This is a genomic window from Gluconobacter sp. Dm-74 (assembly GCF_018256135.1).
Lineage (GTDB): Bacteria > Pseudomonadota > Alphaproteobacteria > Acetobacterales > Acetobacteraceae > Gluconobacter > Gluconobacter cadivus.
Genome location: NZ_JAERLX010000001.1, coordinates 602,780 through 627,676 on the forward strand (window position 1 = coordinate 602,780; position 24,897 = coordinate 627,676).

24 protein-coding genes are annotated in these 24,897 nt (G+C 59.5%); 16 read left to right on the top strand and 8 right to left on the bottom strand.

Annotation, left to right across the window (positions count from 1 at the left end):
• Nucleotides 1–81: 81 nt before the first annotated feature.
• Genes JK208_RS02795 through JK208_RS02815 form a run of 5 tightly spaced genes read left to right on the top strand, consistent with a single transcriptional unit; the run spans nucleotide 82 to nucleotide 5,689 of the window.
• Complete coding sequence (locus JK208_RS02795) at nucleotides 82–2,397, top strand: cache domain-containing protein (RefSeq protein WP_211574238.1); 2,316 nt, start codon at nucleotides 82–84, stop codon at nucleotides 2,395–2,397.
• Nucleotides 2,394–3,218 (top strand): ABC transporter permease, encoded by an 825-nt coding sequence (locus JK208_RS02800; protein ID WP_099285103.1) that lies wholly within the window; start codon nucleotides 2,394–2,396, stop codon nucleotides 3,216–3,218. Before JK208_RS02795 ends, JK208_RS02800 begins: the two co-directional genes overlap by 4 nt.
• The gene (locus tag JK208_RS02805) at nucleotides 3,211–3,930 is read left to right on the top strand and encodes an ABC transporter ATP-binding protein (RefSeq protein WP_194261415.1); all 720 of its coding nucleotides are present in this window, start codon (nucleotides 3,211–3,213) and stop codon (nucleotides 3,928–3,930) included. Before JK208_RS02800 ends, JK208_RS02805 begins: the two co-directional genes overlap by 8 nt.
• Nucleotides 3,930–4,886 carry an MlaD family protein gene (locus JK208_RS02810; protein WP_211574239.1) on the top strand — a complete coding sequence of 319 codons (957 nt, stop codon included), beginning with the start codon at nucleotides 3,930–3,932 and terminating at the stop codon, nucleotides 4,884–4,886. The genes JK208_RS02805 and JK208_RS02810 overlap by 1 nt, the downstream gene beginning before the upstream one ends.
• Entirely contained in the window at nucleotides 4,883–5,689 is an 807-nt protein-coding gene (locus JK208_RS02815; RefSeq protein ID WP_211574240.1) for a hypothetical protein, read from the top strand. The genes JK208_RS02810 and JK208_RS02815 overlap by 4 nt, the downstream gene beginning before the upstream one ends.
• 5 nt (nucleotides 5,690–5,694) lie before the next feature.
• Here JK208_RS02815 and JK208_RS02820 read toward each other — a convergent pair whose 3' ends face one another.
• The 4 genes from JK208_RS02820 to bioB form a co-directional block, all read right to left on the bottom strand.
• Nucleotides 5,695–5,985: a hypothetical protein gene (locus JK208_RS02820; RefSeq protein ID WP_211574241.1), complete on the bottom strand. Its 291-nt coding sequence runs from the start codon at nucleotides 5,983–5,985 to the stop codon at nucleotides 5,695–5,697.
• Nucleotides 5,986–6,133: 148 nt separating this feature from the next.
• The gene (locus JK208_RS02825) at nucleotides 6,134–7,684 is read right to left on the bottom strand and encodes a carbohydrate porin (protein WP_235993227.1); all 1,551 of its coding nucleotides are present in this window, start codon (nucleotides 7,682–7,684) and stop codon (nucleotides 6,134–6,136) included.
• Nucleotides 7,685–7,943: 259 nt separating this feature from the next.
• On the bottom strand, nucleotides 7,944–9,245 hold the full coding sequence (locus JK208_RS02830; RefSeq protein WP_211574242.1) for an Hsp70 family protein: 1,302 nt from the start codon (nucleotides 9,243–9,245) through the stop codon (nucleotides 7,944–7,946).
• Between the two features lie 122 nt (nucleotides 9,246–9,367).
• Nucleotides 9,368–10,408, bottom strand: a complete 1,041-nt coding sequence (gene bioB / locus JK208_RS02835) for a biotin synthase BioB (protein ID WP_211569637.1) — start codon at nucleotides 10,406–10,408, stop codon at nucleotides 9,368–9,370.
• Between the two features lie 103 nt (nucleotides 10,409–10,511).
• Here bioB and JK208_RS02840 point away from each other — a divergent pair, with 103 nt between their 5' ends.
• The 4 genes from JK208_RS02840 to JK208_RS02855 all read left to right on the top strand — a co-directional run bounded on the left by JK208_RS02840 (nucleotide 10,512) and on the right by JK208_RS02855 (nucleotide 15,038).
• Nucleotides 10,512–11,333, top strand: a complete 822-nt coding sequence (locus tag JK208_RS02840) for an acyl-ACP desaturase (protein ID WP_099285091.1) — start codon at nucleotides 10,512–10,514, stop codon at nucleotides 11,331–11,333.
• A 101-nt stretch (nucleotides 11,334–11,434) separates the two neighbouring features.
• Nucleotides 11,435–12,070: a Dabb family protein gene (locus JK208_RS02845; protein ID WP_211574243.1), complete on the top strand. Its 636-nt coding sequence runs from the start codon at nucleotides 11,435–11,437 to the stop codon at nucleotides 12,068–12,070.
• Nucleotides 12,071–12,141: 71 nt separating this feature from the next.
• Complete coding sequence (locus JK208_RS02850; RefSeq protein ID WP_211574244.1) at nucleotides 12,142–14,238, top strand: M13 family metallopeptidase; 2,097 nt, start codon at nucleotides 12,142–12,144, stop codon at nucleotides 14,236–14,238.
• Between the two features lie 74 nt (nucleotides 14,239–14,312).
• Entirely contained in the window at nucleotides 14,313–15,038 is a 726-nt protein-coding gene (locus tag JK208_RS02855) for a glycine betaine ABC transporter substrate-binding protein (RefSeq protein ID WP_211574245.1), read from the top strand.
• Between the two features lie 42 nt (nucleotides 15,039–15,080).
• Here JK208_RS02855 and JK208_RS02860 read toward each other — a convergent pair whose 3' ends face one another.
• Nucleotides 15,081–15,860: an acetoin reductase gene (locus JK208_RS02860; protein ID WP_194261406.1), complete on the bottom strand. Its 780-nt coding sequence runs from the start codon at nucleotides 15,858–15,860 to the stop codon at nucleotides 15,081–15,083.
• A 255-nt stretch (nucleotides 15,861–16,115) separates the two neighbouring features.
• On the opposite strand from JK208_RS02860, the gene JK208_RS02865 reads away from it, so the two are divergent.
• From JK208_RS02865 to mltG, 7 genes are all read left to right on the top strand, one after another.
• Nucleotides 16,116–16,994 carry a bifunctional 2-polyprenyl-6-hydroxyphenol methylase/3-demethylubiquinol 3-O-methyltransferase UbiG gene (locus tag JK208_RS02865; protein WP_211574246.1) on the top strand — a complete coding sequence of 293 codons (879 nt, stop codon included), beginning with the start codon at nucleotides 16,116–16,118 and terminating at the stop codon, nucleotides 16,992–16,994.
• A gap of 44 nt (nucleotides 16,995–17,038) precedes the next feature.
• Nucleotides 17,039–17,785 carry a hypothetical protein gene (locus JK208_RS02870; RefSeq protein ID WP_211574247.1) on the top strand — a complete coding sequence of 249 codons (747 nt, stop codon included), beginning with the start codon at nucleotides 17,039–17,041 and terminating at the stop codon, nucleotides 17,783–17,785.
• Between the two features lie 72 nt (nucleotides 17,786–17,857).
• Nucleotides 17,858–18,802: an ACP S-malonyltransferase gene (gene fabD, locus JK208_RS02875; RefSeq protein ID WP_211574248.1), complete on the top strand. Its 945-nt coding sequence runs from the start codon at nucleotides 17,858–17,860 to the stop codon at nucleotides 18,800–18,802.
• A 12-nt stretch (nucleotides 18,803–18,814) separates the two neighbouring features.
• Nucleotides 18,815–19,555: a 3-oxoacyl-[acyl-carrier-protein] reductase gene (gene fabG, locus JK208_RS02880; protein ID WP_062030220.1), complete on the top strand. Its 741-nt coding sequence runs from the start codon at nucleotides 18,815–18,817 to the stop codon at nucleotides 19,553–19,555.
• A 222-nt stretch (nucleotides 19,556–19,777) separates the two neighbouring features.
• Nucleotides 19,778–20,017: an acyl carrier protein gene (locus JK208_RS02885; RefSeq protein WP_011253554.1), complete on the top strand. Its 240-nt coding sequence runs from the start codon at nucleotides 19,778–19,780 to the stop codon at nucleotides 20,015–20,017.
• A gap of 134 nt (nucleotides 20,018–20,151) precedes the next feature.
• Nucleotides 20,152–21,438 carry a beta-ketoacyl-ACP synthase II gene (gene fabF, locus JK208_RS02890; protein WP_211574249.1) on the top strand — a complete coding sequence of 429 codons (1,287 nt, stop codon included), beginning with the start codon at nucleotides 20,152–20,154 and terminating at the stop codon, nucleotides 21,436–21,438.
• A 17-nt stretch (nucleotides 21,439–21,455) separates the two neighbouring features.
• Nucleotides 21,456–22,505 (top strand): endolytic transglycosylase MltG, encoded by a 1,050-nt coding sequence (mltG, locus tag JK208_RS02895; RefSeq protein ID WP_211574250.1) that lies wholly within the window; start codon nucleotides 21,456–21,458, stop codon nucleotides 22,503–22,505.
• Nucleotides 22,506–22,540: 35 nt separating this feature from the next.
• Here the strand turns inward: mltG and JK208_RS02900 are convergent, their stop codons facing one another.
• The 3 genes from JK208_RS02900 to JK208_RS02910 all read right to left on the bottom strand — a co-directional run bounded on the left by JK208_RS02900 (nucleotide 22,541) and on the right by JK208_RS02910 (nucleotide 24,831).
• Nucleotides 22,541–23,407, bottom strand: a complete 867-nt coding sequence (locus JK208_RS02900; protein ID WP_211574251.1) for a lipid-binding SYLF domain-containing protein — start codon at nucleotides 23,405–23,407, stop codon at nucleotides 22,541–22,543.
• Between the two features lie 86 nt (nucleotides 23,408–23,493).
• Nucleotides 23,494–24,282 carry an inositol monophosphatase family protein gene (locus tag JK208_RS02905; protein WP_211574252.1) on the bottom strand — a complete coding sequence of 263 codons (789 nt, stop codon included), beginning with the start codon at nucleotides 24,280–24,282 and terminating at the stop codon, nucleotides 23,494–23,496.
• 9 nt (nucleotides 24,283–24,291) lie between these two features.
• Nucleotides 24,292–24,831, bottom strand: a complete 540-nt coding sequence (locus JK208_RS02910) for an MmcB family DNA repair protein (RefSeq protein WP_211574253.1) — start codon at nucleotides 24,829–24,831, stop codon at nucleotides 24,292–24,294.
• Nucleotides 24,832–24,897 lie beyond the last annotated feature (66 nt).

Sequence of the window (24,897 nt, forward strand, 5' to 3'; positions counted from 1 at the left end):
CGCAATACTCGGAGGATATTAACCTATCGCGGCAGTATGGCCCTGTTCCGCGACCCCGTGCCTGTCCGGAGAGAAAAGACGTTGTCAGCCGCAGAGATCGTGGACCCTACACAGAGCCCCGCCAGCGACCGTCGTCGGATCTTTCAGATTCTGGGGCCGTTCGTGGGTGTGCTGCTGGTCATCGCGGCGATCACGGGCATCAGTCTTCATAATTATCAGACAACCCGGAGAGGCGCGATTGCGCTATCCAACGATCTTCTGCGTAGCCAGCAGCGCTATGTGACGCAGGAAGTGAGCGACTATCTGGCCCCGGCTTCTGTCGGCGCCATGATCGCGCGGGACATGTTCCGCGATCCGCTGACCAACGCCACCCCCACGACGTTCATGCTCTACGGACGCTCCATTCTGGCCCACGCGCCTCAGGTGGACAGCTTCTATATCGCGAACGATCAGGGACAGTTCTGGATGATCACGCGCCATGGAAAGGATGGTTTCGAGCAAACCCATTTCCAGACCGACGATGGCAAGCAGGTCTATCATCACGTTTATACAGATCGTGATGGCAATATTACGGGAGAAGCGGCGGATCCGGCTGAGGGCTATAATGTTGTGGTGCGCCCTTGGTTCGCCAAGGCTATCAAGCATCAGAACGACCCGGGCCGTCAGCTCCACTGGACCGATCCTTATGCCTTTGTGTCAACGCGCCAGTTCATCATCACGGCGTCTCTCGCCTATGATGGGCATGACGGGCATAAATCGGTGTTTGCGATCAATGTTTCGCTGAACCAGCTGACGTCGTTTCTCAATAAACTTCAGGTCGGACGCAGTGGTCAGGCCGTAATCGTGAACATGCACGGCCAGATAATTGCCGGTCATAATATGGCTCCCGGACAGGACCCGAAAACTTTCGATCCGGGAAATGTCTTTCTCGATCCCAAGACGCAGCCTGTCTTCACGCAGGCGCTCAACCGGTATCGCATCGAGGGGCCCGGGACAGGGACGGTGCGGGCGCGGGGGAAGAACTACGTTACGATTGCCTCCGAACTGCCCTTCGTACACCGGCAGTGGGTTTTGCTGCTGAATGCGCCTGAAAGCGATTTTGCCGATTTCGCACAGACGGCGCGGCGACAGAATATCGGGTTTTCGCTCCTGATCGTCATGCTGGCGTCCGTTCTGGCGTTCGCGCTGGTGGCGCAGGGGCGGCATGTGGAGCGTCTGCGAAAGCGGATCCTGCGCGGACGGGAGCAGATCAGGGCGGAAAATGCCTCGTTGCTGGAGATCGCCAGCACGCCGGATCTGTTCGACCCTGCCCATGAAGCGCCTATTCTGACTGAAGCTCTGACCGCGCGAACCAGCGCACGTCGCGCCAGCCTGTGGCGACTGTTGCCGGATGGCGACCGCCTGTTATGTGAAGATGCGTTCGATCCGTCGCGCGATGTTCACAGTACGGGCGTTGAGATCAGCCGTCGTGAAAACGGCAAGCTGTTCGAGGCTCTGGACGAAGGACATACACTCTCGATCGCGGATGCCTCGCAGGACGAGCGGACGCAGAACTTCCAGCGCGTCATCATGAGGGCTGTGGGTGCCAGCACGCTTCTGTTCCAGCCGGTTCGCAATGCCCATCGGACGGTTGGCGCCATTGTTCTGGAAGATCCGGGGCAGGTCGAAACGATGGAGCATATTATTGCCATCGTGGGATCGGTCGTCGCCCTGCGCTTTGCCAAGCCGTTCGATGCGGCGGGTGACGGCACGTCCGGATTTGCGGTTCCGGCCGAGAAATACGAGACGCGTTTTGGCGAAGGCTTTCTGCTGGAGCCATCGCCCACAGCGGGAGAGCCGGTTGCGGCGGGGTTCTACCCGCAGGTTCCGGTCATGGTCATTTCCTTCGTGGACCCTTATGCGCCGGATCGTGACAGCATCACGCGCGCTATGACTGTCATCCGTACGCTTAGTCTGGAAATCCAGAAAATCGCTCGCGACAGCGGGCTGTTCTCCGTGCAGGTGGTGAGCAACAGGCTCGTTCTCGTGGGCGGCTGCTCGCAGACGCCAGACCCGTCCGCCGCCGTGCGCCTTGCGGATGCGGCGGTATCGATCCGTGAAGCCTGCCTGTCGTCTCTGGCGGCGGCGGATCTCGACCCCGTGTTCCGGATCGGGATGGATGTGGGATCTGTCATGGCCTCCGAGCTGGGAGAGGCTCCCTCCGTCTTCAACATCTGGGGTGATGCGCTCAACGGGGCCGAACTCCTGACCGGGAGCGCACCGGATGCCGGGACGATCCAGGTGTCCGAACAGGCCTATCTGATCCTGCGCGAGCATTTCCTCTTCCGGGCACGGGGGATGTTCTATCTTCCCAATAGCGGCATTACCCGCAGCTTCGTTTTGGCTGGCCGCCGATGAAAGGTCTGCGCAACCTCGACCGGATCACGATGGTCCGGACCATGCTGGTCCATCTGGGATATTTTTCCCGCACGCAGATGCGTTTTACGCTGATGATGATCGGGGCCGGATGGGGCATCATGCGCGAAGCGACCCGCCTGACGACATGGCGGCGGACGGTACGGATCGAATTCTGGGCATCCCTGCATCAGGCTGTGGGCGGAGGCCTGCTGAGTACTCTGGTGACCGCTGCGCTGACGGGGTTCGGGATCGTGGCGCAGACGGTGTACTGGCTCGGCTTTGCAGGCATGGCGCAGATGACGGGTTCCATCCTGTCAACGGTCCTGGTGCGTGAAATCGCGCCAGTTTTGGTAGGCGTGATCCTGCTGGGACGTTCGGGGATGCTGATGCTGACCGAACTTGGAACGCTTACGACCGGCGGCCAGATGCGCGCCATGACCGGAATGGGGGTCGATCCCTTTATTTCGTTTCTCGTGCCGCGCAGTCTCGCCATGACGATCAGCGGCTTTACGCTGGGCATCATCTTCAGTCTGACGGCGCTTGTCGTGGGCTATGCGGTCTGTCGTGTGGAAGATGCGATCACGATGCCGATCTGGGCGTTCATGGATCAGGTCGCGGGGAGCGTAAAGCCGATCGATTATTTCGTGATCCCGGCCAAATTCGTGTTCAGCGGCTATGCGGTTGGGGTTTGTTCGTGCCTCTCCGGCATGGATGTGACGACCGAAGACGATCTGGCGAGCATGCTTCCGCGCGGGTTTGCGCGCGGAATGTTGTCGATCATGATCATCAATGTCGTGTTCAGCGTGTGCTTCGATGGCTGAAAACGACGACGTCCTGTCCGATGCGTTGGAAGCCCGGCTCGAACTGGTGGATGCGCGTCCGCGGTTTGATGAAAGCGGGCTGGTGTCGAGCCGCTATAATCTGCGTCTCAATCCCGGAGAGTGCGCGCTGATCGAGTGTCGGGACATGGGGCAGGCGGCACTGTTCGCCGATATGTGCGTGGGCCTTATTCCGCTTGATGACGGCCATGTGCGTTGCATGGGCATGGACTGGGCCGATCTGGATGAGCGGCGCGCCAACGCCTTGCGGGGGCGGATCGGACGGATCGTGGTTACGGGGGGCTGGGTGGACCTGTATGGGACGCATATGAACATCCTGTGGCCGCAGCTTCACCATACACGCACGCCCATTGAAAAACTTCAGGCACAGGCCGTGCATCTGGCGGTCACGCTGGGTCTGCCGGGCCTGCCGGTGGTGCCACCGGGACGCCTGTCGGCGATGGACCGGCAGCGCGCGGCCTGTGTGCGGGCCATGCTGGGGGAACCGGCGCTCCTGCTGCTGGAACACCCGATGGAAGGGGCTTCCGCCAGCCTGATGAATGCGTTCCTGTCTCTTGTGACCGATCTGCGGGACCGGGGCTGCGCGGTGGTGTGGATGGCTCCGGATGAAAGCGGGTGGGGGGATTATGCGTCCGATGCCACGATCCGCCTGAGACTGTACGATGATGGACTGTTTTCGATGCGAGGTTCCTGATGTTCCGCCTGCGCCAGACCGAGGCCGCCCGTCCGCTCTTTCAGAACCGCTATGCGGATGAATGGGTCGGACTGCTTGTCCTTGCCGCAATCGTCATGTTCGCGGTTGCGGTCGTGGAGGCCGGATTCCTGCGTCAGTGGCTGACACCGGAAAAGAAGCTGCATTTCATTCTGCCCGAAAGCGGCGTGGCAGGGCTTGCGATCGGCAATGACATCGAGGTCATGGGCGTCCATGCTGGCGAAATCCGGCGCCTCAAGCTCAACGAAACGGGACGGATGTATGCGGAAGGGGATCTGGACCCGCAATTCGCAAATTTCATCCGTCAGGACAGTACGGCCGTCATCCGCCATCGCCTGATCGTGGCCGGGGCGAGCTATATCGAACTCGGGCGCGGCAAGGGCAAGCCGCTGGACTGGGACTATGCGGTCCTTCAGGCCACGGTGGAGGCCAACCCGGCGGATGTGATTACCCAGACCGTCATGGATCTACGCAGCAAGCTGGTGCCGGCGATGAATAACGTCCAGCTCATCACGGCGCAGGTGAACAACATGATGACTGATATGCGCAAAGGGCAGGGCACGATCGGCGGTCTGCTGGTGAAGGATGACGTTCTGGACAAGGCCAATGCGGCTCTGGCGCATCTTGATGCTGTCATTGCGGATCTACGGCCCATTGAAAAACAGGTCGGGGGGATTATGACCAAGGCTGACGGAACGATGGACAACGCGCGGGCCGCGACTGCGGGTCTGCGTCAGAGCATACCCCAGATCCAGCAGACCATCAGCCATGCCAACACCGCTACGGCTCAGCTTCCAGCCCTGCTTGCGCAGGCCGAAGCAAGTGCGAGCAGTCTACGGAAGCTGACCGATCAGCTCCGGGGCCTGTGGCTTTTGGGAGGCGGAGGTGCAAAACAGGAGCCTTCCCGTCGTCTTCCGGCTGAGGCGGTGCGGCCATGAGGTACGGTTTTCTGGCCTGCACGGCTTTGGTCGTTCTGACGTTGGGCGGTTGCTCGTCTTCAACTGCGATGAAGGGGGCCAAGCCCGATCAGCCTTATGAAGATGCCATGGATACGGGCAAAGCCGTTTATGGGATCGGTCAGGCGTCTCAGGCCGAGGCGCAGTATCGAACGGCCATGGATCGGGCACTGATGCGGGACGATGCAGTCGCCATTCATGAAGCCGGGTTCAATCTTGCGACGGTGCTTCTGGCGCAGGACAAGCCTCAGAAGGCTCTTGAGAGTCTGGGCGAAACCGAGACCGCGCTGAGCCTGCGCAATGTCTCCGACACGTCTGATATGGCGGTGATCCGCGCGGCTGCCCTGTACAGGCTGCATGATACGGTGTTCGCGTCGCAGGCTGTACAGCGCGCGCTGCAATCCTCCGATAGGGGTATTCGGGAGAGAGCGCTTTATTTGTCTGGCCTGATTGCCGCAGATCAGAAGCAGTCCGCTGCTCTGAGGCAGCGCGCAAACGATCTGGCGACCTTCCATGACAATGGGGCTACGATAGACCGGCAGGAACTTCTGGCTCGTCTGCATCTGTTGCAGGGGCAGCCCGAACTCGCTTCCAACGAGGCGCTTTCAGTCGTGAAAAGTCGCCGTGATACGCTGGACTATCGCGGGATGCGTCAGGCGCTCACTCTGGCAGCCGATGCTGCGGAGGCCGCGGGACATTCACGTCAGGCGGAAGCCCTGCGGCAACAGGAAAGTGCCAGCCGGGAGGTGGAAGCAAAACAAGCGGGTGCTGCAAAAACCCCCTGACAGGCTCAGAACTGGCCGCGTGTATTCCCCGCCCGCTTGGCGTCGTCTTCGCACATATAGGTTCCATGCGCGGTCGCGCCGTACCAGAAGCTGCCCGGTACATGATAAACATGGGTCACCGTGTTGACCCAGACCTGAGTGCAGATCTCGCTGTTCTTTGTGTCCGCGACCTGCGTGACAGGGGCCTTCGCGTCTGAAGAGGCGCTGGCCACCGCGTTTTCGACTTTCGGATCCTGTGCGAGTGCGGTTCCGCCCAGAAGTCCAAGAACCAGAAAAGAAGCGAACATCGTTTTCATTCGGAAAATCCTTTGTCAGGTGTCCTTATCTGTGTCCAGGGTATGTAAATAAATATTTATACTCCAATCACGAACGGGTAATGTCAGTGTTGAAGAATAACAATGCTGTTAACTCACAAATAACGGATCGCTTACCTGTGATGTTGTCTTACAGGTTTCCAAGAACCTTGAGACCGATCAGCGTTGCATTCGGAATGATGGACGTTTCGCCGGGGCGCATCATGTATTCGAACTCAGGCTGCACCACGAGACCGGGGTGAATGGGAATACCGTAATATGCCTCTAGAATGGCGGAATGGGTCTGCGGACCGTTGACGAACGCTCCCATGGACATGCCTGCAAGCTGTCTCAGACGCTGCCCGAGCGTAATGGCGGGACTCATCTGGTAGTAGGAATACATTACGCCAAAACGGTCGAACGGTCTGCGCGGAATGATGCCCAGAAGTGATGCGCCGACATAGACCTGATCGGAAAATGTCGAGACGCTGGGCGTATTGTGGACATAGCCCGCAAGAATGTATCCGCCCGCCATCTGGTGCTGGCCACCTTTGCGATAAACCATCTGGTCGGCTTCGATATAGAACGTATCCCGCGGTTTGTTGGCATCATGGAAAACGTCATGCGCGAACATCGCCGGGATCGTTCCCAGACGATCAGCATAAGGGGAGGTATCGTGGCCGAAGCCGAGTTTGTAATGACCCGGCAGATTGTCTTTACCGATAAAGGGTTCCCAGGTCAGCTCGATGGGAAGCATGACTCCCGTGGAGGTTTCACTGCCCCAGGCCCAGCCGCTCGGATTTTCCGTCAGTGGGCCGACTTTGTAGACGCCGGTTCGTAGCGTAAGGTCGCGGGTAGGCTTGATTCGCAGCGTGCCCCCCCATGTGGCTTTCGGATAGACGCTCCAGCCTTCGTCAGCCTTGATCGCAGGAGGGGCGGAACACTGCACCATGAAGGTGCAGAGCAACACCGACGTCGCATAGGTATGCGTCAGCGTAATGCGCCCGATATTGATATTGACGCGATTGTTGAAGAACGACTTCTCAACATAGATATCTGCCAGATGCGCAGCCGCATGGCCCGAAAGGCTGTAGACCTCGCTCAGCAGGATGCGATGCTCCCCGACATGGTCGTAAGAGATCTGACGACCCGCACGTTCCATCATCACGGCATGTAGAATCCAGCCATCCAGCCCCAGCAGTCGTCCGAGATCCCAGCGCGTGTTGAAGGTCAGTTCGTGGGCGTAGGACATACCCTTGCTGATGCCGCCGCCAACATTCGCCATGGCTTCTCCCTTGTAGGAGAACTCAAAGCTGAAGCCGCGTTCCGACAACCAGTTTCGATAAGGCGAAAGCTGGGGCACGAGATGGCCGAAGGCTTCGGCTGGCACATAATAACCGGCTGTCAGATCGCTGCGGCGCAGGGCGTCATTGTTGCGGTTCAGGAGCGAGGAAATGCTCTCCGTATCAAAAATCGCGCCCAGATGGTCTGCCGAAGGGGCGGGGGGATGCTTATGCTGCGCCGCGCTGGCTGGATGTGAAATCCCGGGTGCGGTCGAGGGCAGCACCCGGGCCGTTGGCTGGCGCGCGCGCTCTTGAAGACCTGGCTCCGTACCTTGCGCATGAACAGTCAGGGGAAGGATGCTGAATACTGAAAAAATGTTGATCTGCAGGAATATTTTCAAAAAACGCGGGCGAGACATGTCTGCTGTTCTTTCCTGCGATCATGGCTTGCATGATGCATGACTGTAAATCTGGTCTGTAAAAGCAGAACGCTTAGGGATTCCTACGGTGCGTTTCTGGTTCTCCAAGGAAAGATAAAATCCTTATTGAAGAAAATTCCCAATCACATAATCCGGAACCTTCTTCACTAAATAAAAAAGTACAATATAGTGTTCTTTAAGTAATCGTTTTGTGTATCGTCCTGAATGGGATGGTGATTTTGATTGTATAGGTGTCGGTTCAGGCCAAATGGCGCTCACGTTCAATCAAGGCCAACCCTTCGGCAACCGATACAAACTCTGACCCGCCATCCACGCGCTCTGCCCCGAAGCGCCGGTCGAACAGGTTGCGGACTGCCGGGACGAAAGATGTGCCCCCTGTCAGGAAGACCCGGTCAATATCACTCGGACGCAAACCAGTCTGACGCATGGCGTCTTCGATGGCGTCGTCCAGACGGCTCAGATCAGGGGCAATCCAGCTTTCAAAATCCGCGCGGGTGATGGTTTCTTCGATTTTCAGATCCCGATGGATGAAGCGCAGAACGGTACTGTCCTGACGCGACAGATCGCTTTTGGCCTGTCCAACCGCACGATAAAGATTCTGGCCTTCCTGATCTTCGATCAGACGCAACAGGCTGCGGAGCTTCTCCGGCTCTGACGATGTTTTGGCGACGTCCGCAATGTCCCGCAGCGTCTGGGGAGTCCGCATCAGCGACAGCCGATGCCAGCGGCCGAGGCTTGCGAACCATTCCGCCGGGACGGGCAGGGGTTGTCCACCCATGACGCGATAGGTTGCGTCCCGGCCCAGCGCCGGGGCTACGGCATGGCTGATGATACGGTAGTCGAACTGGTCGCCCGCGATGCCCACACCCGAATGACCCAGCGTCGTGACACGCTGACGGGCCTGCGGATCAAAGCGCATGATCGAGAAATCGCTGGTGCCGCCGCCAAAATCGCCGACCAGAACAGTTGCTGGACGGTCGAGGCGCTGCATGAAGCGCCAGCCCGCGCCCTCGGGTTCAAGAACGATATTAGGTTCGGGAAAGCCGGCTTCCAGAAAACTGTCGCGCAGACGGGTCACACCAAGCGAATCATCAGCCAGCTCGCCTGCAAAACGGACAGGACGGCCGATCGTGGCGCTCACATCAGACGGGTTCAGCCCGGCTTTGTCCATGAGGGATGTCAGAAAGCGTGCAATCAGGGCTTCGAGCGTCATGACATTGCTGAAAACCCGCGTTTCGCGAAAAGACCCCTGCGCAAGGTAGGTTTTCATGGACATGATGAGACGGCTCTCGGCCGGATCGTCGAGATAGGCCTCGATGGCGTCCAGCCCGATCGCGTCTTTCATGACGCGGCGTCGTCCGTCCTGATCCATCCACAGGCAAAGCAGCGTACGGCAGGTCTCGCTGGTGGCGTGATCCGTGAAGACGAAGCGGGCAGGGTGTGTATTGCCGTTTTCATCCGCAATCACGACCACGCTGTTGGTGGTGCCGAAGTCAATTCCGACGCGGATTTTGGTCTGGTTGTGTCCGGGCGTCGTCATTGGTTCTGCTTTCTTCCGGTATGGGCAAAGGGCGTGGGTTTAGGGAAGAAGCGGCCGCACGCCAAGCATAAAAAAAGGGAAGCGCCCTTTCGAACGCTTCCCCATAGTCGTGGGCCTGACGGTCAGGATGCGGCCATCTCGCAGACGGCTTCTTCCGCCACAGCCGGGCGCATCGTGCCCATTTCGGCTTCGGACTGCACCATGGGTGACATTCCGAGCGCGGAGAGGAGTTGGCGGTCGCGATGTTCAGCCGGGTTCGGCGTGGTCAGGAGCTTCTCGCCGCAGAAGATCGAGTTCGCACCGGCGAGGAAGCACAGCGCATGGGCTTCGTCGGTCATGTTTTCGCGCCCTGCGGCAAGGCGGACATGACTTTCCGGCATCATGATACGCGCCGTGGCAATGATGCGGACGAAGGTGATCGGGTCGACGGCTTCGGCCTCGCCCAGCGGCGTACCCTCAACGCGGACGAGCAGGTTGATGGGCACGCTCTCGGGGTGTTTGGGCAGGTTGGCGAGCGTCATGAGCAGACCGGCACGGTCGGACAGGTCTTCACCCATGCCCACGATTCCACCACAGCAGACATTGATGCCTGCGTCGCGCACGTTCGAAAGTGTGTCGAGACGCTGCTGATAGGTGCGGGTGGAAATGATGGAGCCGTAAAATTCTTCGGACGTGTCGAGGTTGTGGTTGTAATAATCCAGCCCCGCCGTCTTCAGGCGCTCCGTCTGCTGGGCGTCGAGCATGCCGAGCGTCACGCAGGTTTCCAGCCCCAGCGACTTCACGCCTTCGATCATCTCGCAGACGGTGTCGAGGTCATGATCCTTCGGCGTGCGCCAGGCGGCGCCCATGCAGAATCGGCCCGCACCGGCTTTCTTGGCAGCGCGGGCTTCCTTCAGAACGGATTCCACGGCCATCAGGCGCTCGGCCTTGACGCTTTTTTCGTGAAGCGCGCTCTGCGGACAATAGGCGCAGTCTTCCGGGCAGCCGCCCGTCTTGATCGAAAGAAGCGTGGAAATCTGCACTTTTGTGGGGTCGAAGTAGCGGCGGTGCAGGGTTTGTGCGCGGTACATCAGCTCGGGGAAAGGCAGGCTGATAAGGGCTTCGACTTCGTCGCGGGTCCAGTCGTGGCGGACGTCTGGGTGGGGCGTATGGGTGGCCGTCACGGATCAATCTCCAAGGGTTGCTGCATCACACCTACCCAAAATTGTCCCACCGTGTCATCTGATCGTCACTATTGGTGAGCCGGAAAACGGACGAGGTTGCAGAATGAAACACTGGCATATCGATCAGATGGACTGGAACTCCTTTGATCCGTCCCGCGTGGACCCCGAGATCATCCCCCTCGTGAAGGCCGCTTCCGTGGTGGAAAAGAACGGTCTTGATTATGCCGAATATCTGCGTCGCGTTTTCGTGGGAGACCCGGATTTCAGTGCGGCTGCCGCGAACTGGGCGGTCGAGGAAGTGCAGCATGGTGATGCTCTTGGCCGCTGGGCCATGCTGGCCGATCCGTCCTGGAACTATGAAAAGGCATTCGACCGCTATCGCGCATCGTACAAGATCGACGCCGATGTGGACGCCTCGATCCGCGGCTCCCGCACGGGCGAACTGATTGCGCGATGTATGGTCGAAACCGGCACGTCATCCTTTTATACCGCACTGGCCGACGCAACGGACGAGCCATTGCTCAAGGCCATCTGCAAGCAGATCGCAGCCGACGAATACCGGCATTTCAAGCTGTTCTACGATCACATGCACCGGTATCTGAAGCGCGAAAAGCTTGGCGTCTGGGCACGGACGCGCATTGCGCTGGGCCGTGTGACGGAGAGCGAGGACGACGAACTCGCCTCGGCCTATCACACCACCAACGAGCCACCGGGCATGGCCTATGACCATCAGCGCTGCATTGCGGCCTATATGTCCAAGGCGATGGGCTTCTATCAGCCCAAACATATCGACCGCGTGACGGCGATGATTTTCAAGACCATCGGCTTTACGCCACATTCGCGCTGGCAGAAACTGGCATCTTCGCTGGTCTATCGCCTGATCCAGTGGCGCCGGAAAGTTTTCAGGAAGCAGGTTCAGGCCTGAGGACTTCCACGCAACATCCGGAAACTGGAAAACAGAAGACGAAACCGGGCGTCTGTGCCATGAAAGACGCCTGATTCTTTCGCCTGCGTCCGGAGATTTCGATGACCGTTTCCGCCATTTTCTCCCGTCGTGCCGTCTACGGCGCAACCCTGTCCCTCTGTGCCGCCGGACTGTATCAGTTTCCGACAGCGAAAGCGGATCCTTATTCCCTGCCGATCGCATCGTCCGGTCCGGTCAAAACCGATACGGTGAGCCCCGCCACCCTGTCTGCCCAGCAGTTGGCCAAACAGGTCGGCTATGCGCAGTTCACTGCTCCAGACTGGCGTGTTGGTCCGGTCCGGCACATGGTCATGTTTCGCTACACCAAGGATTCCACAACGGCCCAGCGTGCTGAAGTGTCGGGCCGTTTCCTGCATCTCGCGCAGGACAGCCGTCGTTCTGATGGCAAGCCGGTTGTCGTCAGCATCGAAACCGGCTTTCAGAATAGTGGCGAAGGAGCGGATGCCGGTTTGCAACAGGCATTTCTGGTGACGTTCCGCTCTGAAGGAGACCGGAATTATTATGTCGGCAAACCTGTCGTAACGGACGTGGCGTTCATTGATCCCGCCCATGAGGCCTTCAAGGAATTCGCCGGGCCGTATCTCGAAAAGGTGGTCGCTTTCGATTACCCGGTCGCAGCTGTCGTGACGCCGGAAGGTACGGGCGCAAAATCCAAAAAAGTCCACAAAACCCGCTGAGCGGAGCGGAGGCGTTTTGTCCTTTTGACGAAATGATACTTTATACCTCATTCTAAAGGCACCACTCTGGAATGAGGTACATTGTGAAACGATTCCTTACATCACGACATACTCTGAAATATGGGGCCAGCCTTCTCGCCCTCGCTGGAGGCCTGATGGTTTCCGGTGCACAGGCTGCTGGCTACAATGCGGGCTGGGGCTTTGATGAAGCCGGGATGAACCGCGCCGTTGAGCCGGGCAACAATTTCTTCGAATATGCCAACGGTACCTATCTCAAAAACCTCAAAATCCCCGGGGATATGAGCAGCTACGGCCCGTTCCGTATCCTGTATGAACTCTCCCTGTCGCGTCAGAAGACCATTCTCGACGAAGCCGCAAAGAAGGTTACTGAACAGCCCACGGACGACATGGGCAAAATCGGAACCTATTACGCCAGCTTCCTTGACCAGAAGGCCGTGGACCGCCTTGGGGGCAAGCCTCTCGCAGCTGATCTTGAAACAATTCGTAACGTCAACGATGGCAAGTCTCTTGCCGCGGCGTTCGGTGCGTCCCTGAAATCCATGATGTTCTCCACGTTCCAGATCGGCGTAGAACAGGACCAGAAGGACCCGGAACGGTATATGCTGATGCTCGATCAGGGCATGAGCATCGGCGTGAGCGGTGGCCTCGGTCTGCCGGACACGAGCTACTACACAAACCCCAAGCTGGCGGACAAAAAGAAGGCCTATCAGGCCTATATCGCCAAGATGCTGACGCTTGAGGGCTGGCCGGACGCTGCAAAGAACGCGCAGGCCGTGGTTGATCTCGAAACGGCTCTGGCCAAGGTCGAAGTGCCGCGCGACCAGACCCGTGATCCGCTCAAAATTTACAACCCGATGCCGGTGTCCGAGCTTCAGAAGCTCGCGCCGGACTTCGACTGGGTCACGTTCCTGACCAGCGCCGGCCTTCCGGCAGAAGGGCTCGAAAGCCGCAAGATCGACGTGCGTGAACCCGCAGGAATCAAGGCGATGACGGCCGTTCTCAAGGCTGCTGACCCTGCGACGCTGCGCGCCTGGCTGGCGTTCCATCTCGGAGACAATGCTGCCGGTTATCTGTCCAGCAACTTCTATGATGCGTCGTTCGACTTCAACAGCCATACGCTGTCGGGCGTGGCGCAGCAGTCTCCGCGCTGGAAGCGTGCCGTGCGCGTGACGAATGGTGCACTGGGTTGGGCACTGGGCCGCGAATATGTTGCGCGCTATTTCCCGCCTTCCGCACAGGCGCAGATCACGGATCTGGTGCAGAAGGTCAAAGCGTCGTTCCATGACCGTCTGGAGCACAACAGCTGGATGGACGAGCCGACCCGTAAGGCCGCTCTGAACAAGCTGGATCATTTTGCCATTCAGGTCGGTTATCCGAAAAAATGGTGGGATTACAGCAAGCTCGACATCCGCAAGAGCGACGTCTACGGCAATGCCGTGCGTGGTGCGGCGTTCAGCTGGCAGCACGATCTGGACAAGCTTGACAAGCCGGTTGATCGTGACGAATGGGGCATGACGCCGCAGACGGTGAACGCTTATAACGATCCGACCATGAACGAGATCGTGTTCCCGGCTGCGATCCTTCAGCCCCCGTTCTTCGATCCGAAGGGCGATACAGCCGTCAATTACGGTGGTATCGGTGGCGTGATCGGCCATGAAATGAGCCACGGCTTCGACGATCAGGGCCGTCATTATGACGAACATGGACGTCTGAACGACTGGTGGAGCAAGGCGTCTACAGAGGCCTTCCAGAAGCTGGCCGACCGTCTGGCCGCGCAGTACGATGCACAGGAAGTCCTGCCGGGCCTGTATGTGAACGGCAAGATGACCATGGGCGAGAACATCGCGGATTCCGGTGGTCTGAACCTCGGCCTTCAGGCTTATCATGACTCGCTGCACGGTCAGCCCGCGCCGGTCCTACATGGTCTGACGGGCGATCAGCGCGTGTTCCTTGGCTGGGCGCAGGTCTGGCGGGAGAAGGACCGTCCGGATGCGCTGCGTCAGCAGGTTCTCTCTAACGAACACGCCCCGGCCATCACCCGCGTTAACATCCCGGCTCATAACATTGATGCCTGGTATGGTGCGTTTGACGTAAAACCCGGCCAGAAGCTCTATCTGGCACCGGATCAGCGCGTAAAGATCTGGTAAGGTCGTGACAAACTGGAACGTGGGGCCTAATCACGGTCTCACGTTTCAATTTTCTGCCTGACGGACCCATTCTCATGACACAAATGACGATCGGCCATCTGTACACCTCGTTGCATGCGGGATGTGCCAGCGCGGTCGCGCGCGTGCTTGAGGCCTATGAGGTCGAGGTCGAGTATGTCGATCTTGATCCCGATGATGTCGAAGATGCGCTGGAACATGGAGAGGTCGACCTTCTGGTTTCCGCTTGGTTCCTGCGTGACGACCGTCTCGCCGGCCCGGGCCTTCGGGTTCTGGGAGACCTCTATCAGCCGGTGGTCAGCTTCGCTGCTCTGACACCGCTGGGCGCTGTCGGAACCCTGACTGCAACTGATGTGGATCGGATCATCGTGGCCGATGACAGCCGTCAGGCATTGGAAGAGGCGCTCAAGCAGCTTCCGGCGCTTTCGGTTCTGTCTATTGAAAGCATTGGCGAGGGTGCTCTGATCGAGCGTCTGGAGAAGGCTCGCGATGCTGGTGAAAAGCCGCTTGTGGTCGCAACACAGCCGCACGCCGTGTTCCATACCGATCTGCTGACCGTGCTCGAAGACCCGTCGCGTCTGCTTGGTGGCGAGATGTCCGCGCGGATGATCCTGCGTGAAGATGTCGCGCGTCAGGCGGACAGCGATCTGCTGGACGAACTTTCGGAAATGATGCTGGGCAACAAGGTCATGAGTGCCCTTGATTACGTCATTTCCGTTGACGGGCAGGACCCTGAAGGGGCGGCTGAAGCCTGGCAGCGCGGCCGTCTGATCGGACGTTGAGACATCAGGGGGCGCGGGAAACCGGCCCCCTTTTTTCTGGTCTCAGCGGAAGACGAGGCCACCGTCGATCAGCACAGACTGACCCGTCATGTAATCGGCGTCGCTGCTGGAGAGATAGGCCACGAAACCTGCAACGTCATCGGCAGTTTCCACGCGGCCCAGAGCAATTCCCTCCACATATTTCTTGTAGGTCGCGCCTACTTCCGTGCCAGTAATTTCGGCCATGCGCTGGTCGATTGTGACCCACATATCGGTTCCGACAATGCCGGGGCAGTAGGAATTGACCGTGATCCCCGAGGACGCCAGTTCCTTGGCTGCTGACTGTGTCAGGGCACGAACGGCGAATTTAGTGGCGGAATAGGCGCCCAGCAGCGGGTAGCCTTCATGTCCGGCAATCGAACAGGCATTGATGATTTTGCCTTTCGTGCCCTTTTCCTGAAAAATCTTCGCAGCGGCCTGAATGCCCCACAACACGCCCTGCACGTTGATGCTGAAGATCTTTTCGATCTCCGCAGGCTCGATCTCTAGAACCGGTTTGACCTGGCAGATACCAGCATTGTTGACCATGATATCCAGCCCGCCCAGCGTATCCGCGGCTTCGCGCAGGGTCGTGGCGAACTGGTCGCGGTTGCTGATATCGGCCGTAAGCGCGACGGCACGCCGTCCGAGGGCTTCAACCTCCTTGGCGGTCTGGGCGAGAATGTCCTGTTTGACGTCCAGCAGAATGACGTCCGCGCCATCTTTGGCCAGACGAAGTGCGATGGCCTTGCCGATACCCTGGGCGGCACCCGTGACGGCAGCTACTTTTCCAGAAAGGGACATTGAAAAAAGATCCTTCGATTGTCCGTCATCCGCATGTGAATGCCATGACAGCCCAAACCATCGGTTCTTTATTTTTGGGATTCCACAAAAAATCGCCTGTTTTCTAAATGTTACACGGAATTGTGTCGGTCTGGAGAAGCTCTGCCCGCAGAGCGAGAGAAGGACGTAATTTTCATAATCCAGCTCTGGTCATGGAAGGCAGGGACTGCAAGAATGCGTTAAATAAACGTTACGACACGGCTTCGGCGGGAATTAATGAGCCATTCTGAAAGTATTAGCGCCGTCTTTGAAACTTTCGGTGGCATCAGCGATGAGGAATGGCTTCAGGTTTTGGTGTCGTCCGTGCACATTCCTGAAATTCAGGGTGTGAAGATGCCGTCCTTCCCCCCCGATGACCTGCAACGGGAAATCCATGGGCATCATGGAGAAATTTCCATCCACGAAGCGCATGTCTTCTTCCGGGAAATCAAGGCGTACTGTGCTTATGCCGGGCGGCCGGTTCGTCCCGAGACACGTCTTTTGGACTTCGGTTGCGGCTGGGGGCGTATTGCCCGGCTGTTCATGAAAGATATCCGGCCTTCCAATCTGTATGGCGCGGAAACCACGGACCGTTTTCTCATGGCGGCGCGACTGAGCAATCCGGCGCTAAATTTTCTGGGCTGCGATCTGGTGCCGCCTATGCTTCTGACGTCGGAGAGCTTTGATCTGATTACGTCATGGTCGGTGTTCTCGCATCTGGACGAGTTTCTCGCGGGGCACTGGGTCCGGGAGTTTCACCGTCTGCTCAGACCGGGCGGGATTCTGGTCATGACGACGCAGAGCCGCCGGTTCATCGCCTTCTGCGCCGAACAGCGGCTCAAACGCGCTTCCGGCATCCGCCTGGAGCATCCGTGGCATGAAGCCTGTGCTGATAGTTTCACGGATGAAGCACGTGCGAATGCGGAATTCGAGGCTGGACGTTTCCTTCACGCGGCGACTTCGAAACCGCCTCAGCCCCAGTCGCATTATGGTGAGGCGATCATTCCGCGAAATTATATCATCAAAGCATGGGGCGGTCTGTTTCGTCTGATCGAATACATGGACAATCCCGTCCGGTTGCCACAGGTCCTGATTGTGATGCAGAAGATCGGATAGTCATCGTTTGTCACGAAGATGTGGCAGAGCGGGAGGAGAGAGGCTTGAAAAAAACCGGCATCGGCATGGGATTGCTCGCAGTTCTTCTGGTCGCACCGTTTTCCAGCGTTTCTGCCGAACCGGAAGAAACTGTCACCGTTACCGGCCAGCACGCTATGCGGGTCGGGAGCTACAAGGGCATTTACCGAGTGTATGACCGGTTTGACCGCCTGCCGGACAAGGCAGGGAAAAATCTGTCTCTGCACTTTTTGGGGGATATCCTGCCTGACCATGCCGCACCGTCTGAGGCGCGGGTCGTCCTCCATACTAAAGAAGGCGATATTCCGCTTTTCGTTGGTCAGGACCGGGAGATGCATTTTCCCCGTACCGAGGCCCTTCTGGCAGAAAATCCTCCAGTTCTGCTGACCTTGCCGTCCAACCGGAAGGTTCAGCTTGAACTGGCGATTGAGGTTGATCCTCTTCCGGTGCCGTCTTTTACAAAAGAGCAGGCCGTGGGCTGGATGGGGGAGATCAATGCCGCCATCCGCGATTTCTTTGGCGTAATCCTTGCTTTTCTGGCGCCTGATGCGCATCGGCTGAAGATTGATGTCGCTCCCGGCGCGCGTTTTGAAGCCGTGGAAAACGGAACGGCGCGGCTTCTGGTCGATAATCAAGGTGCGGTGCCTTACACATTCATTCTCCGCCCGCAGGATTATCAGAATGGCACCGTATTCCGCTCCGACAGGCCGTTTTCCATGATCCGTGTGAAAATTCCGACTGATGAATTCTTTACGCTCAAGCGTAAAAACTGATGCCGGATTTGACAGATGGAGCGTGAGGACGCATCACGCGGAACCTTAAATTCACTGCCAGCAGGGGGATCCATGTCGGTTCACGCGTTCGTCTTTCCGGGACAGGGGAGCCAGTCCGTCGGGATGGGACAGGCCCTTCACGAGGCTTTTGCATCCTCCCGCGCCGTTTTTCAGGAAGTGGATGAGGCGCTTGGCGATCATCTGTCGCGCCTGATGTTCACTGGTGATGCGGAAGACCTGACACGGACGGAAAATGCCCAGCCCGCGCTGTTCGCGGTTTCGCTGGCCGCCGTGCGTGCTTTGGAAAGCGAAGGCGGTTTCAAACTGGCGGATAAGGCAGCCCTGCTGGCCGGGCATTCGCTGGGTGAGTATTCCGCTCTGGCCGCTGCTGGCACGCTTGGGATTGCGGAAGGTGCGCGTCTGCTGCGTCTGCGTGGTCAGGCCATGCAACGCGCCGTTCCGGCCGGGGAGGGCGGCATGGCAGCTCTTCTCGGTGTGGATGCGTCTCAGGCCCGTGCGATCTGCGATGAAGCCTCTCAGGGCGAGACGCTGGAGATCGCCAACGATAATGGCGGTGGCCAGATCGTGCTATCCGGTGTGATGAGCGCCATCGACCGCGCCATCGTTGTCGCCAAAGAGCATGGCATCAAGCGCGCCGTGAAGCTGCCGGTCTCCGCACCTTTCCATTCGTCACTGATGGCGCCTGCCGCCCGCGAGATGGAAGATGCACTGGCGACCGCGACACTGAACGCACCGTCTGTTCCCGTTATCGCCAATGTCACGGCTGCCAAGGTGACCGATCCTGCTGTTATCCGCGACCTGCTCGTCAAGCAGGTGACGGGCACGGTGCGCTGGCGTGAGAGCGTGCAGGCGATGGTGGCAATGGGTGTGACGAACATGCACGAGCTTGGCGCAGGCAAGGTCCTGTGCGGTCTGGCACGTCGTATCGCCCCCGAACTGGCCACCAGCAATGCCGGGACGCCCGCCGAAATCGAAGCCCTGCTCAAGACCCTTTAAGGACAACCGATCATGTTCTCTCTTACCGGCAAGACGGCCCTCGTGACGGGCGCATCGGGCGGCATTGGCGCTGCCATTGCCCGCCAGCTTCACGCGCAGGGCGCAACGGTCGTGCTCAGCGGCACGCGCGAAGCGGCCCTTCAGGAACTGGCCGACAGCCTTGGCGAGCGCGCCCATATCGCTGTCGCCAACCTGTCCGACCCCGCCGAGGCTGACGGCCTCGTGGCCAAGGCCGAAGCCGCTGCGGGCGCTCCGCTGGACATTCTGGTCAACAATGCCGGTCTGACGCGCGATACGCTGGCCATCCGCATGAAGGACAGCGACTGGTCGCAGGTTCTGACCGTCGATTTGGAAAGCCCGTTCCGTCTGGCCCGCGCTGCGCTCAAGGGCATGCTGCGCCGTCGTGCGGGGCGGATCATCTCGATCGCCTCCGTGGTGGGAACGACGGGCAATGCCGGTCAGGCCAACTACGCCGCCGCCAAGGCCGGTATCGTAGGCATGAGCAAATCTCTGGCGCAGGAAGCCGGTCCGCGTGGTGTCACGGTCAATGTCGTGGCACCCGGTTTCATCGAAACGCCGATGACGGATGTGCTGCCGGAAGCAGTCCGCGAAAAGCTGGTTGGCTCTATTCCGCTCGGTCGGATGGGGAATACTGGTGACGTGGCGTCCGCAGTGGTATATCTGGCTTCCGAAGAGGCAGCATGGGTCACGGGTACGACCCTGCATGTCAATGGTGGCATGGCGATGGTGTGAATGCTTGGCCTTTTTGGTTAAAGCATGCTAATCGCGCGCTGCTTTGCCCGGCCTGCTGAAGGCTGATGTCCGGTTCTTCCGGTGGCAACGCCTCCCCTTCAACGGGGGCGGCCCTGCTCTGGAGGAACCACTGGGCTTCCGGACTGGCAGGCGGCAGTACGAGTTTTGATGTAACGCACCGGACGGGCAACAGGGTCCCGGATGGGCATAAGGAACGAACAGATGAGCGACATTGCTGACAAGGTAAAGAAGATCGTTGTCGAGCACCTCGGTGTGGACGAAAGCAAGGTAACGCCGGACGCGTCGTTCATCGACGATCTGGGCGCAGACAGCCTCGACACGGTCGAGCTGGTCATGGCTTTCGAAGAAGCCTTCTCCGTCGAGATCCCGGAAGATGCAGCCGAGAAGATCGCAACCGTCAAGGATGCCATCGACTACATCGAAAAGCAGAAAGCAGCCTGAGGCCAGTCCTCAGACTGACCGGGGCTGCTTTTCCGGCCCCGGATTCCTGCCCCGTTCAGGGGTGGAAGATCAGCCGGGCCTTGTCATGAGGTCCGGCTGCAAGACCCGGACATAACGTGAGACAAGAGGCATCGATGAGCGGGACTGCAACTAACGGGCGGCGTGTCGTCGTAACCGGTATCGGTGTTGTCAGCCCACTGGCTGTGGGCGCGGAACTGACCTGGAAGCGGCTGATCGAAGGACAGTCCGGCATTGGCCGGATCACGCATTTCGACCCCTCCGAACTTCCTGCCCAGGTCGCCGGACAGGTTCCGGACGGCCCGACGGCGGAAGGTGGTCTCACGTTGTCCGACTGGGTGCCGGTCAAGGACCAGAAGAAGATGGATCGCTTCATCCATCTGGGCCTTGCCGCAGCCATTCAGGCTGTCGAGGATTCAGGCTGGAAGCCTGAGGACGAAGACGATCGCTGCGCCACTGGCGTCATGATCGGCTCGGGGATCGGCGGTCTTCAGACGATTTATGACGGCTCTCTGACGGTTTCGAGCGGCAAAGCCCGCCGTCTGTCGCCGTTCTTCATTCCTTCGGCCCTGATCAATCTGATTTCCGGTCACCTTTCGATCCGCTACGGCTTCAAAGGACCGAACCATGCTGTCGTGACGGCCTGCGCAACGGGCGTTCACGCCATTGGCGATGCCTCGCGTCTGATTCAGTATGGCGATGCGGAGGTGATGATTGCCGGTGGTGCGGAAGCTGCGATCTGCTCGCTCGGCATTGCCGGGTTCTGCTCGGCACGTGCGCTGTCCACCGCTTCCAACGACGATCCAACCAAGGCTTCGCGCCCCTGGGACAAGGACCGTGACGGCTTCATCATGGGTGAAGGTGCCGGTGTAGTCGTGCTTGAGGAACTTGAGCACGCCAAGCGCCGTGGTGCGAAGATCTACGGTGAAATCGGCGGCTACGGCATGTCCGGCGATGCCCATCACATCACGGCCCCGGCTGAAGGCCATGAGGGTGCGTTCCGTGCCATGAAAGCCGCGCTGCGCAACAGCGGTGGCCTGACCACGGCCGATATCGACTATGTTAACGCCCACGGAACTTCCACCATGGCGGATGACCTTGAGCTTGATGCAGTCGAGCGCTTCTTCGGCGAGGACGCCAAGCGTCTGGTCATGTCCTCCACGAAGTCGGCCATTGGCCATCTTCTGGGCGCGGCCGGTGCGGTTGAGGCGATTTTCTGCCTTCAGGCCATCCGTGACGGCATCGTGCCGCCGACCCTGAACCTCGACAATCCGGCGCGTGAAAGCGTGATCGACCGCGTGGCGCATGTCGCCCAGCAGCGCAAGATCGACGTCGCCCTGTCCAACAGCTTCGGCTTTGGCGGCACGAATGCGAGCATCATCCTCAAGCGCTTCAAGGACTGAGGAAGGGTTCGTTTCCCATGTCTGAAGGCCAGTCTGACAGCGAAGAACCGCGGAAGCTCGTTCTTCCTCCAAAGGCTGGCCGCAAGCTGGCGTTCTTCGGAGCGCCGCTGCTTCTCGCGGCCGGATTGGCCGCAGGATATGGTCATTACACTGATCCCGGTCCGCTACAGGACCAAAAGACTTTCGTTATCCCTCACGGCAACAATGCCCGGGTGACAAAAGCCCTGCAGGACGATGGCATTCTATCGCCGACTTGGGCTTCCGGCACTTTTTTCCGAATTGCCGCTTTCCTGACGCATCGCGACGGCCAGATCCATGCGGCGGAACTCCAGTTTCCCTCTCGCGTGTCGGTCGCGCATGTTCTTGAGATCCTGCGTCACGGCAAGCCTGTCTCCCATCAGGTGACGGTGCCTGAGGGACTGACGGTGCTTAAAATCAAAGCCATTCTCGATAAGGCTCCGGCCCTGAATGGTGATTTGCCGACATTGGTGGAGGGGACGGTTTTTCCGCAGACGGTGTCTTATGTCTGGGGAACGTCGCGTCAGGCTTTGGCCGAAAAATTGCAGAAAATGATGTCGACAAGACTGGCCGCAGCCTGGGACGGGCGCAACGTCGAGGCCTTGGACGGACTGATTCAGTCTCCGCAGGAGTTGCTGGTTCTGGCGTCCCTGATCGAGCGCGAAACGGCGGTGCCGTCGGAACGCCCCATGGTGGCGCGCGTATTCCTCAACCGTTTGAAGCTGGGAATGCGACTACAGACAGATCCGAGCGTGATTTACGGGCTCAGCAACGGAGCCGGGACGCTTGATGCGCCCCTGACCCATGAGGACCTGCAAACACCGGGGCCGTACAATACCTATCTTCAGGCGGGATTGCCGCCCGGGCCAATCTGCTCACCGGGGCAGAGTTCTCTGGATGCGGCGGCGCATCCGGCTGATGGCAAGATGCTATATTTCGTGGCGACAGGGTCGGGCGGGCATAATTTTGCCGAAACCCTTGCCGATCAGGATAAAAATATTCGTGCCTATCGCGCGCATTTATCCGGGGCGTCGCAGAACCCGAACTGATGTCCCGCTCTTTGGAAGAGAGCGGGACGGGTTTTTCAGTGCTTCAGCGGAGCGAGGCTCTGGCTCTGGACGCCTGCGGCCTGCGCCGAATAGGGGCGCGACGCATCGTAGGTCGTCGGGTAAGGACTGTTGCCGACTACATCCTGTGCGGCTGTGGTGGCCGCCTGCGTTGCGCGCGATGAGACTGTGGAGGCTGCTGGCGTCTGGGCGACCGACATCAGGGCGCGGCGCAGCGGATCAGCGGACGGGTTGTTGACGCGCATCGTCACGACGATGTCTTCAGGACCGACCGTCTGGTTGTAATAGGCACGGTTCGCGCCGCTATCGACGGTCAGTTTCGAGCCACCCAGAGCGGCGCCGGCATAGAGACCCTCGTTTTTCTGGGCAGCATAAATGTCGGTATTGTGCGCGCCAGCCGTGCTGTTTTCGACACCCGTACCGATGCTGGCGAAAGAGGCGGAAGCAGAGGCGTCAAATTTGAACTGGCTGTCCAGAATGGCCTGAATGCCGCGCTGGGACATGATGAACAGAATGGTTTCCGCGCTCTGGACGCCGACCTGTAATCCCAACGAAGCCGTGCTCAGGCGATAGAACGCCGGATCGGACCATGACCCGCGTGCATCACGGCTGAGGAGCAGACAGCGCCCACCGGAGCCGCCGATGCCGAAGGACATGTTCAGGACGGACGGGCAGACCATGACGGCCTTGGCTTCTGCAAGCAGCTTCTGCGAGCGCGACTGAGGCGTGGTCCCCGCGAAGAGATCCTGGACAGCCAGTGTGGCGCGATCAACGATAAGCTGCTGCTGGCTGGCAGTGGTCTGGGGTGCGTCGGAGCAGGCCGACAGGGCAAGACAGCCCGAAGCGACGAGCGTGGTCGTACGCAGGAGACCGGACAGGGTCATGGAAGATACCTTCTGCAGTCATCGAAAAGATGTTTCCCGCACTATGCGCCAAATGCGGCCAAATCACGAGTGCGGGAAAGGAGATGTCAGATTTCTACGTTGACCGCGGCTGAGAGGACCTTTGCGACGCCCGGAGCTGCTGCAAGGATTGTCGCCCCGCCCGTCAGACCGCCCGTCTGGAGGAAGGGCGAGACGGCCGCGCCGGACTCCGCGAGAATGGCCAGTGCGGCGGCCACATCCCAAAGCTGGATGACAATTTCCAGATAGCCGTCGGAGCGACCACAGGCCACATCCGCCAAAGCCAGCGCGCCGGACCCGCCCGAGCGTGGCATGGCACCCAGCGCCATGATGGCTGCGATCTTTTCGTTGAAAGTTTCGGCAGGAACGCGGGAGGACCAGCCCATTTCGATCATGGCCTCCTGCGTGTTGGTGATGGGAGAGGCCTTGATGGGCTTGCCGTTCAGGAACGCGCCCTTGCCTTTGCTGGCCGTGAAGACTTCACCCAGAGCCGGGGCCTCGATCACGCCCGCAACAGGTTCGTCGCCTTCCAGAAGGCCGAGGGAGACGCACCAGCGGTCCCGACCACGGGCATAGTTCGATGTCCCGTCGATCGGGTCTACGACCCAGCGGAAGCGGCCCTGGCGGGTGGCACCGTTTTCTTCGCCCTGAAAACCGTCTTCGGGAAAAAGCTCCTGAATGCGGCGGCTGACGAGGGCTTCGACAGCGCCGTCCGCTTCGGTCAGATAGTCCTGACGTCCCTTGAGAGTGCCGCTCGGGCCGCCGGGGGCCGGGCGCAGGGAGAGGGCCAGCTGGGCGGCGTCGCGGACGACGCTGCGGGCGGCTTCTAGGCGGACGGCAATCGGATCGAAGGTCATGGAACAGTCCTATTCAGCGCGTCGTGCGGCGCGGAGGGATGAGGTGATGGCGGGGTCTTCAAGGCCCATGAGTCGGATGGCGGCGGTTGTTGCGAACAGATGCACCAGTGTCCGCCTCCGGGCAGGGGCGAGTCTGTGGAGGGCGGGTTCCCGGATGATCGTGCATTCTGCCAGAACGCCTTCGCGCAGGGCAGGGGGGACGGCGCTGACGCTGACGACGATCAGACCCACGTCCGGCGGAATGAGGTCTACGGGAAAAGCGTCATCCACGGCGAAAAACAGGCGGTCGGACCAGTCACGGTATTCGGGCCATTTCTGATCGGTCTGAAAGTCGCGCAGGCCGGACTTGATTTCGATGCAGATCAGGGAATGGTCGGGCAGAAGCGCCATCACGTCCGCGCGACGGCCTGCGGCGGGCAGGGAGAATTCATTGATGGCCGCCCAGTTCATCGTCCGGCACAGGCCGAGAACGGCGCGCCGGATGGCCAGTTGCGTTTCGGGCAGACCACAGGCGATGTCTGTGGGAATTGCGGAAAGAGCCTCACTCATGGTTCCATCCTGCCCCGATCTGCGCTCTACGTCTGCCCCGGCAGATATTTTTTGAAGCTGTATTTT

Bases quoted from the DNA above. Each gene is read 5' to 3' on its own strand.
- JK208_RS02840 (WP_099285091.1), top strand. From the start codon at position 10,512: ATGAAACACTGGCATATCGATCAGATGGACTGGAACTCCTTTGATCCG.
- JK208_RS02865 (WP_211574246.1), top strand. From the start codon at position 16,116: ATGAGCCATTCTGAAAGTATTAGCGCCGTCTTTGAAACTTTCGGTGGC.
- JK208_RS02825 (WP_235993227.1), bottom strand. From the start codon at position 7,684: ATGTCTCGCCCGCGTTTTTTGAAAATATTCCTGCAGATCAACATTTTT.
- fabD (WP_211574248.1), top strand. From the start codon at position 17,858: ATGTCGGTTCACGCGTTCGTCTTTCCGGGACAGGGGAGCCAGTCCGTC.
- mltG (WP_211574250.1), top strand. From the start codon at position 21,456: ATGTCTGAAGGCCAGTCTGACAGCGAAGAACCGCGGAAGCTCGTTCTT.
- JK208_RS02820 (WP_211574241.1), bottom strand. From the start codon at position 5,985: ATGAAAACGATGTTCGCTTCTTTTCTGGTTCTTGGACTTCTGGGCGGA.
- fabG (WP_062030220.1), top strand. From the start codon at position 18,815: ATGTTCTCTCTTACCGGCAAGACGGCCCTCGTGACGGGCGCATCGGGC.
- JK208_RS02845 (WP_211574243.1), top strand. From the start codon at position 11,435: ATGACCGTTTCCGCCATTTTCTCCCGTCGTGCCGTCTACGGCGCAACC.
- JK208_RS02885 (WP_011253554.1), top strand. From the start codon at position 19,778: ATGAGCGACATTGCTGACAAGGTAAAGAAGATCGTTGTCGAGCACCTC.
- JK208_RS02900 (WP_211574251.1), bottom strand. From the start codon at position 23,407: ATGACCCTGTCCGGTCTCCTGCGTACGACCACGCTCGTCGCTTCGGGC.
- JK208_RS02905 (WP_211574252.1), bottom strand. From the start codon at position 24,282: ATGACCTTCGATCCGATTGCCGTCCGCCTAGAAGCCGCCCGCAGCGTC.
- JK208_RS02810 (WP_211574239.1), top strand. From the start codon at position 3,930: ATGTTCCGCCTGCGCCAGACCGAGGCCGCCCGTCCGCTCTTTCAGAAC.
- fabF (WP_211574249.1), top strand. From the start codon at position 20,152: ATGAGCGGGACTGCAACTAACGGGCGGCGTGTCGTCGTAACCGGTATC.
- JK208_RS02815 (WP_211574240.1), top strand. From the start codon at position 4,883: ATGAGGTACGGTTTTCTGGCCTGCACGGCTTTGGTCGTTCTGACGTTG.
- JK208_RS02800 (WP_099285103.1), top strand. From the start codon at position 2,394: ATGAAAGGTCTGCGCAACCTCGACCGGATCACGATGGTCCGGACCATG.
- JK208_RS02910 (WP_211574253.1), bottom strand. From the start codon at position 24,831: ATGAGTGAGGCTCTTTCCGCAATTCCCACAGACATCGCCTGTGGTCTG.
- JK208_RS02830 (WP_211574242.1), bottom strand. From the start codon at position 9,245: ATGACGACGCCCGGACACAACCAGACCAAAATCCGCGTCGGAATTGAC.
- JK208_RS02855 (WP_211574245.1), top strand. From the start codon at position 14,313: ATGACACAAATGACGATCGGCCATCTGTACACCTCGTTGCATGCGGGA.
- JK208_RS02805 (WP_194261415.1), top strand. From the start codon at position 3,211: ATGGCTGAAAACGACGACGTCCTGTCCGATGCGTTGGAAGCCCGGCTC.
- JK208_RS02850 (WP_211574244.1), top strand. From the start codon at position 12,142: ATGAGGTACATTGTGAAACGATTCCTTACATCACGACATACTCTGAAA.
- JK208_RS02860 (WP_194261406.1), bottom strand. From the start codon at position 15,860: ATGTCCCTTTCTGGAAAAGTAGCTGCCGTCACGGGTGCCGCCCAGGGT.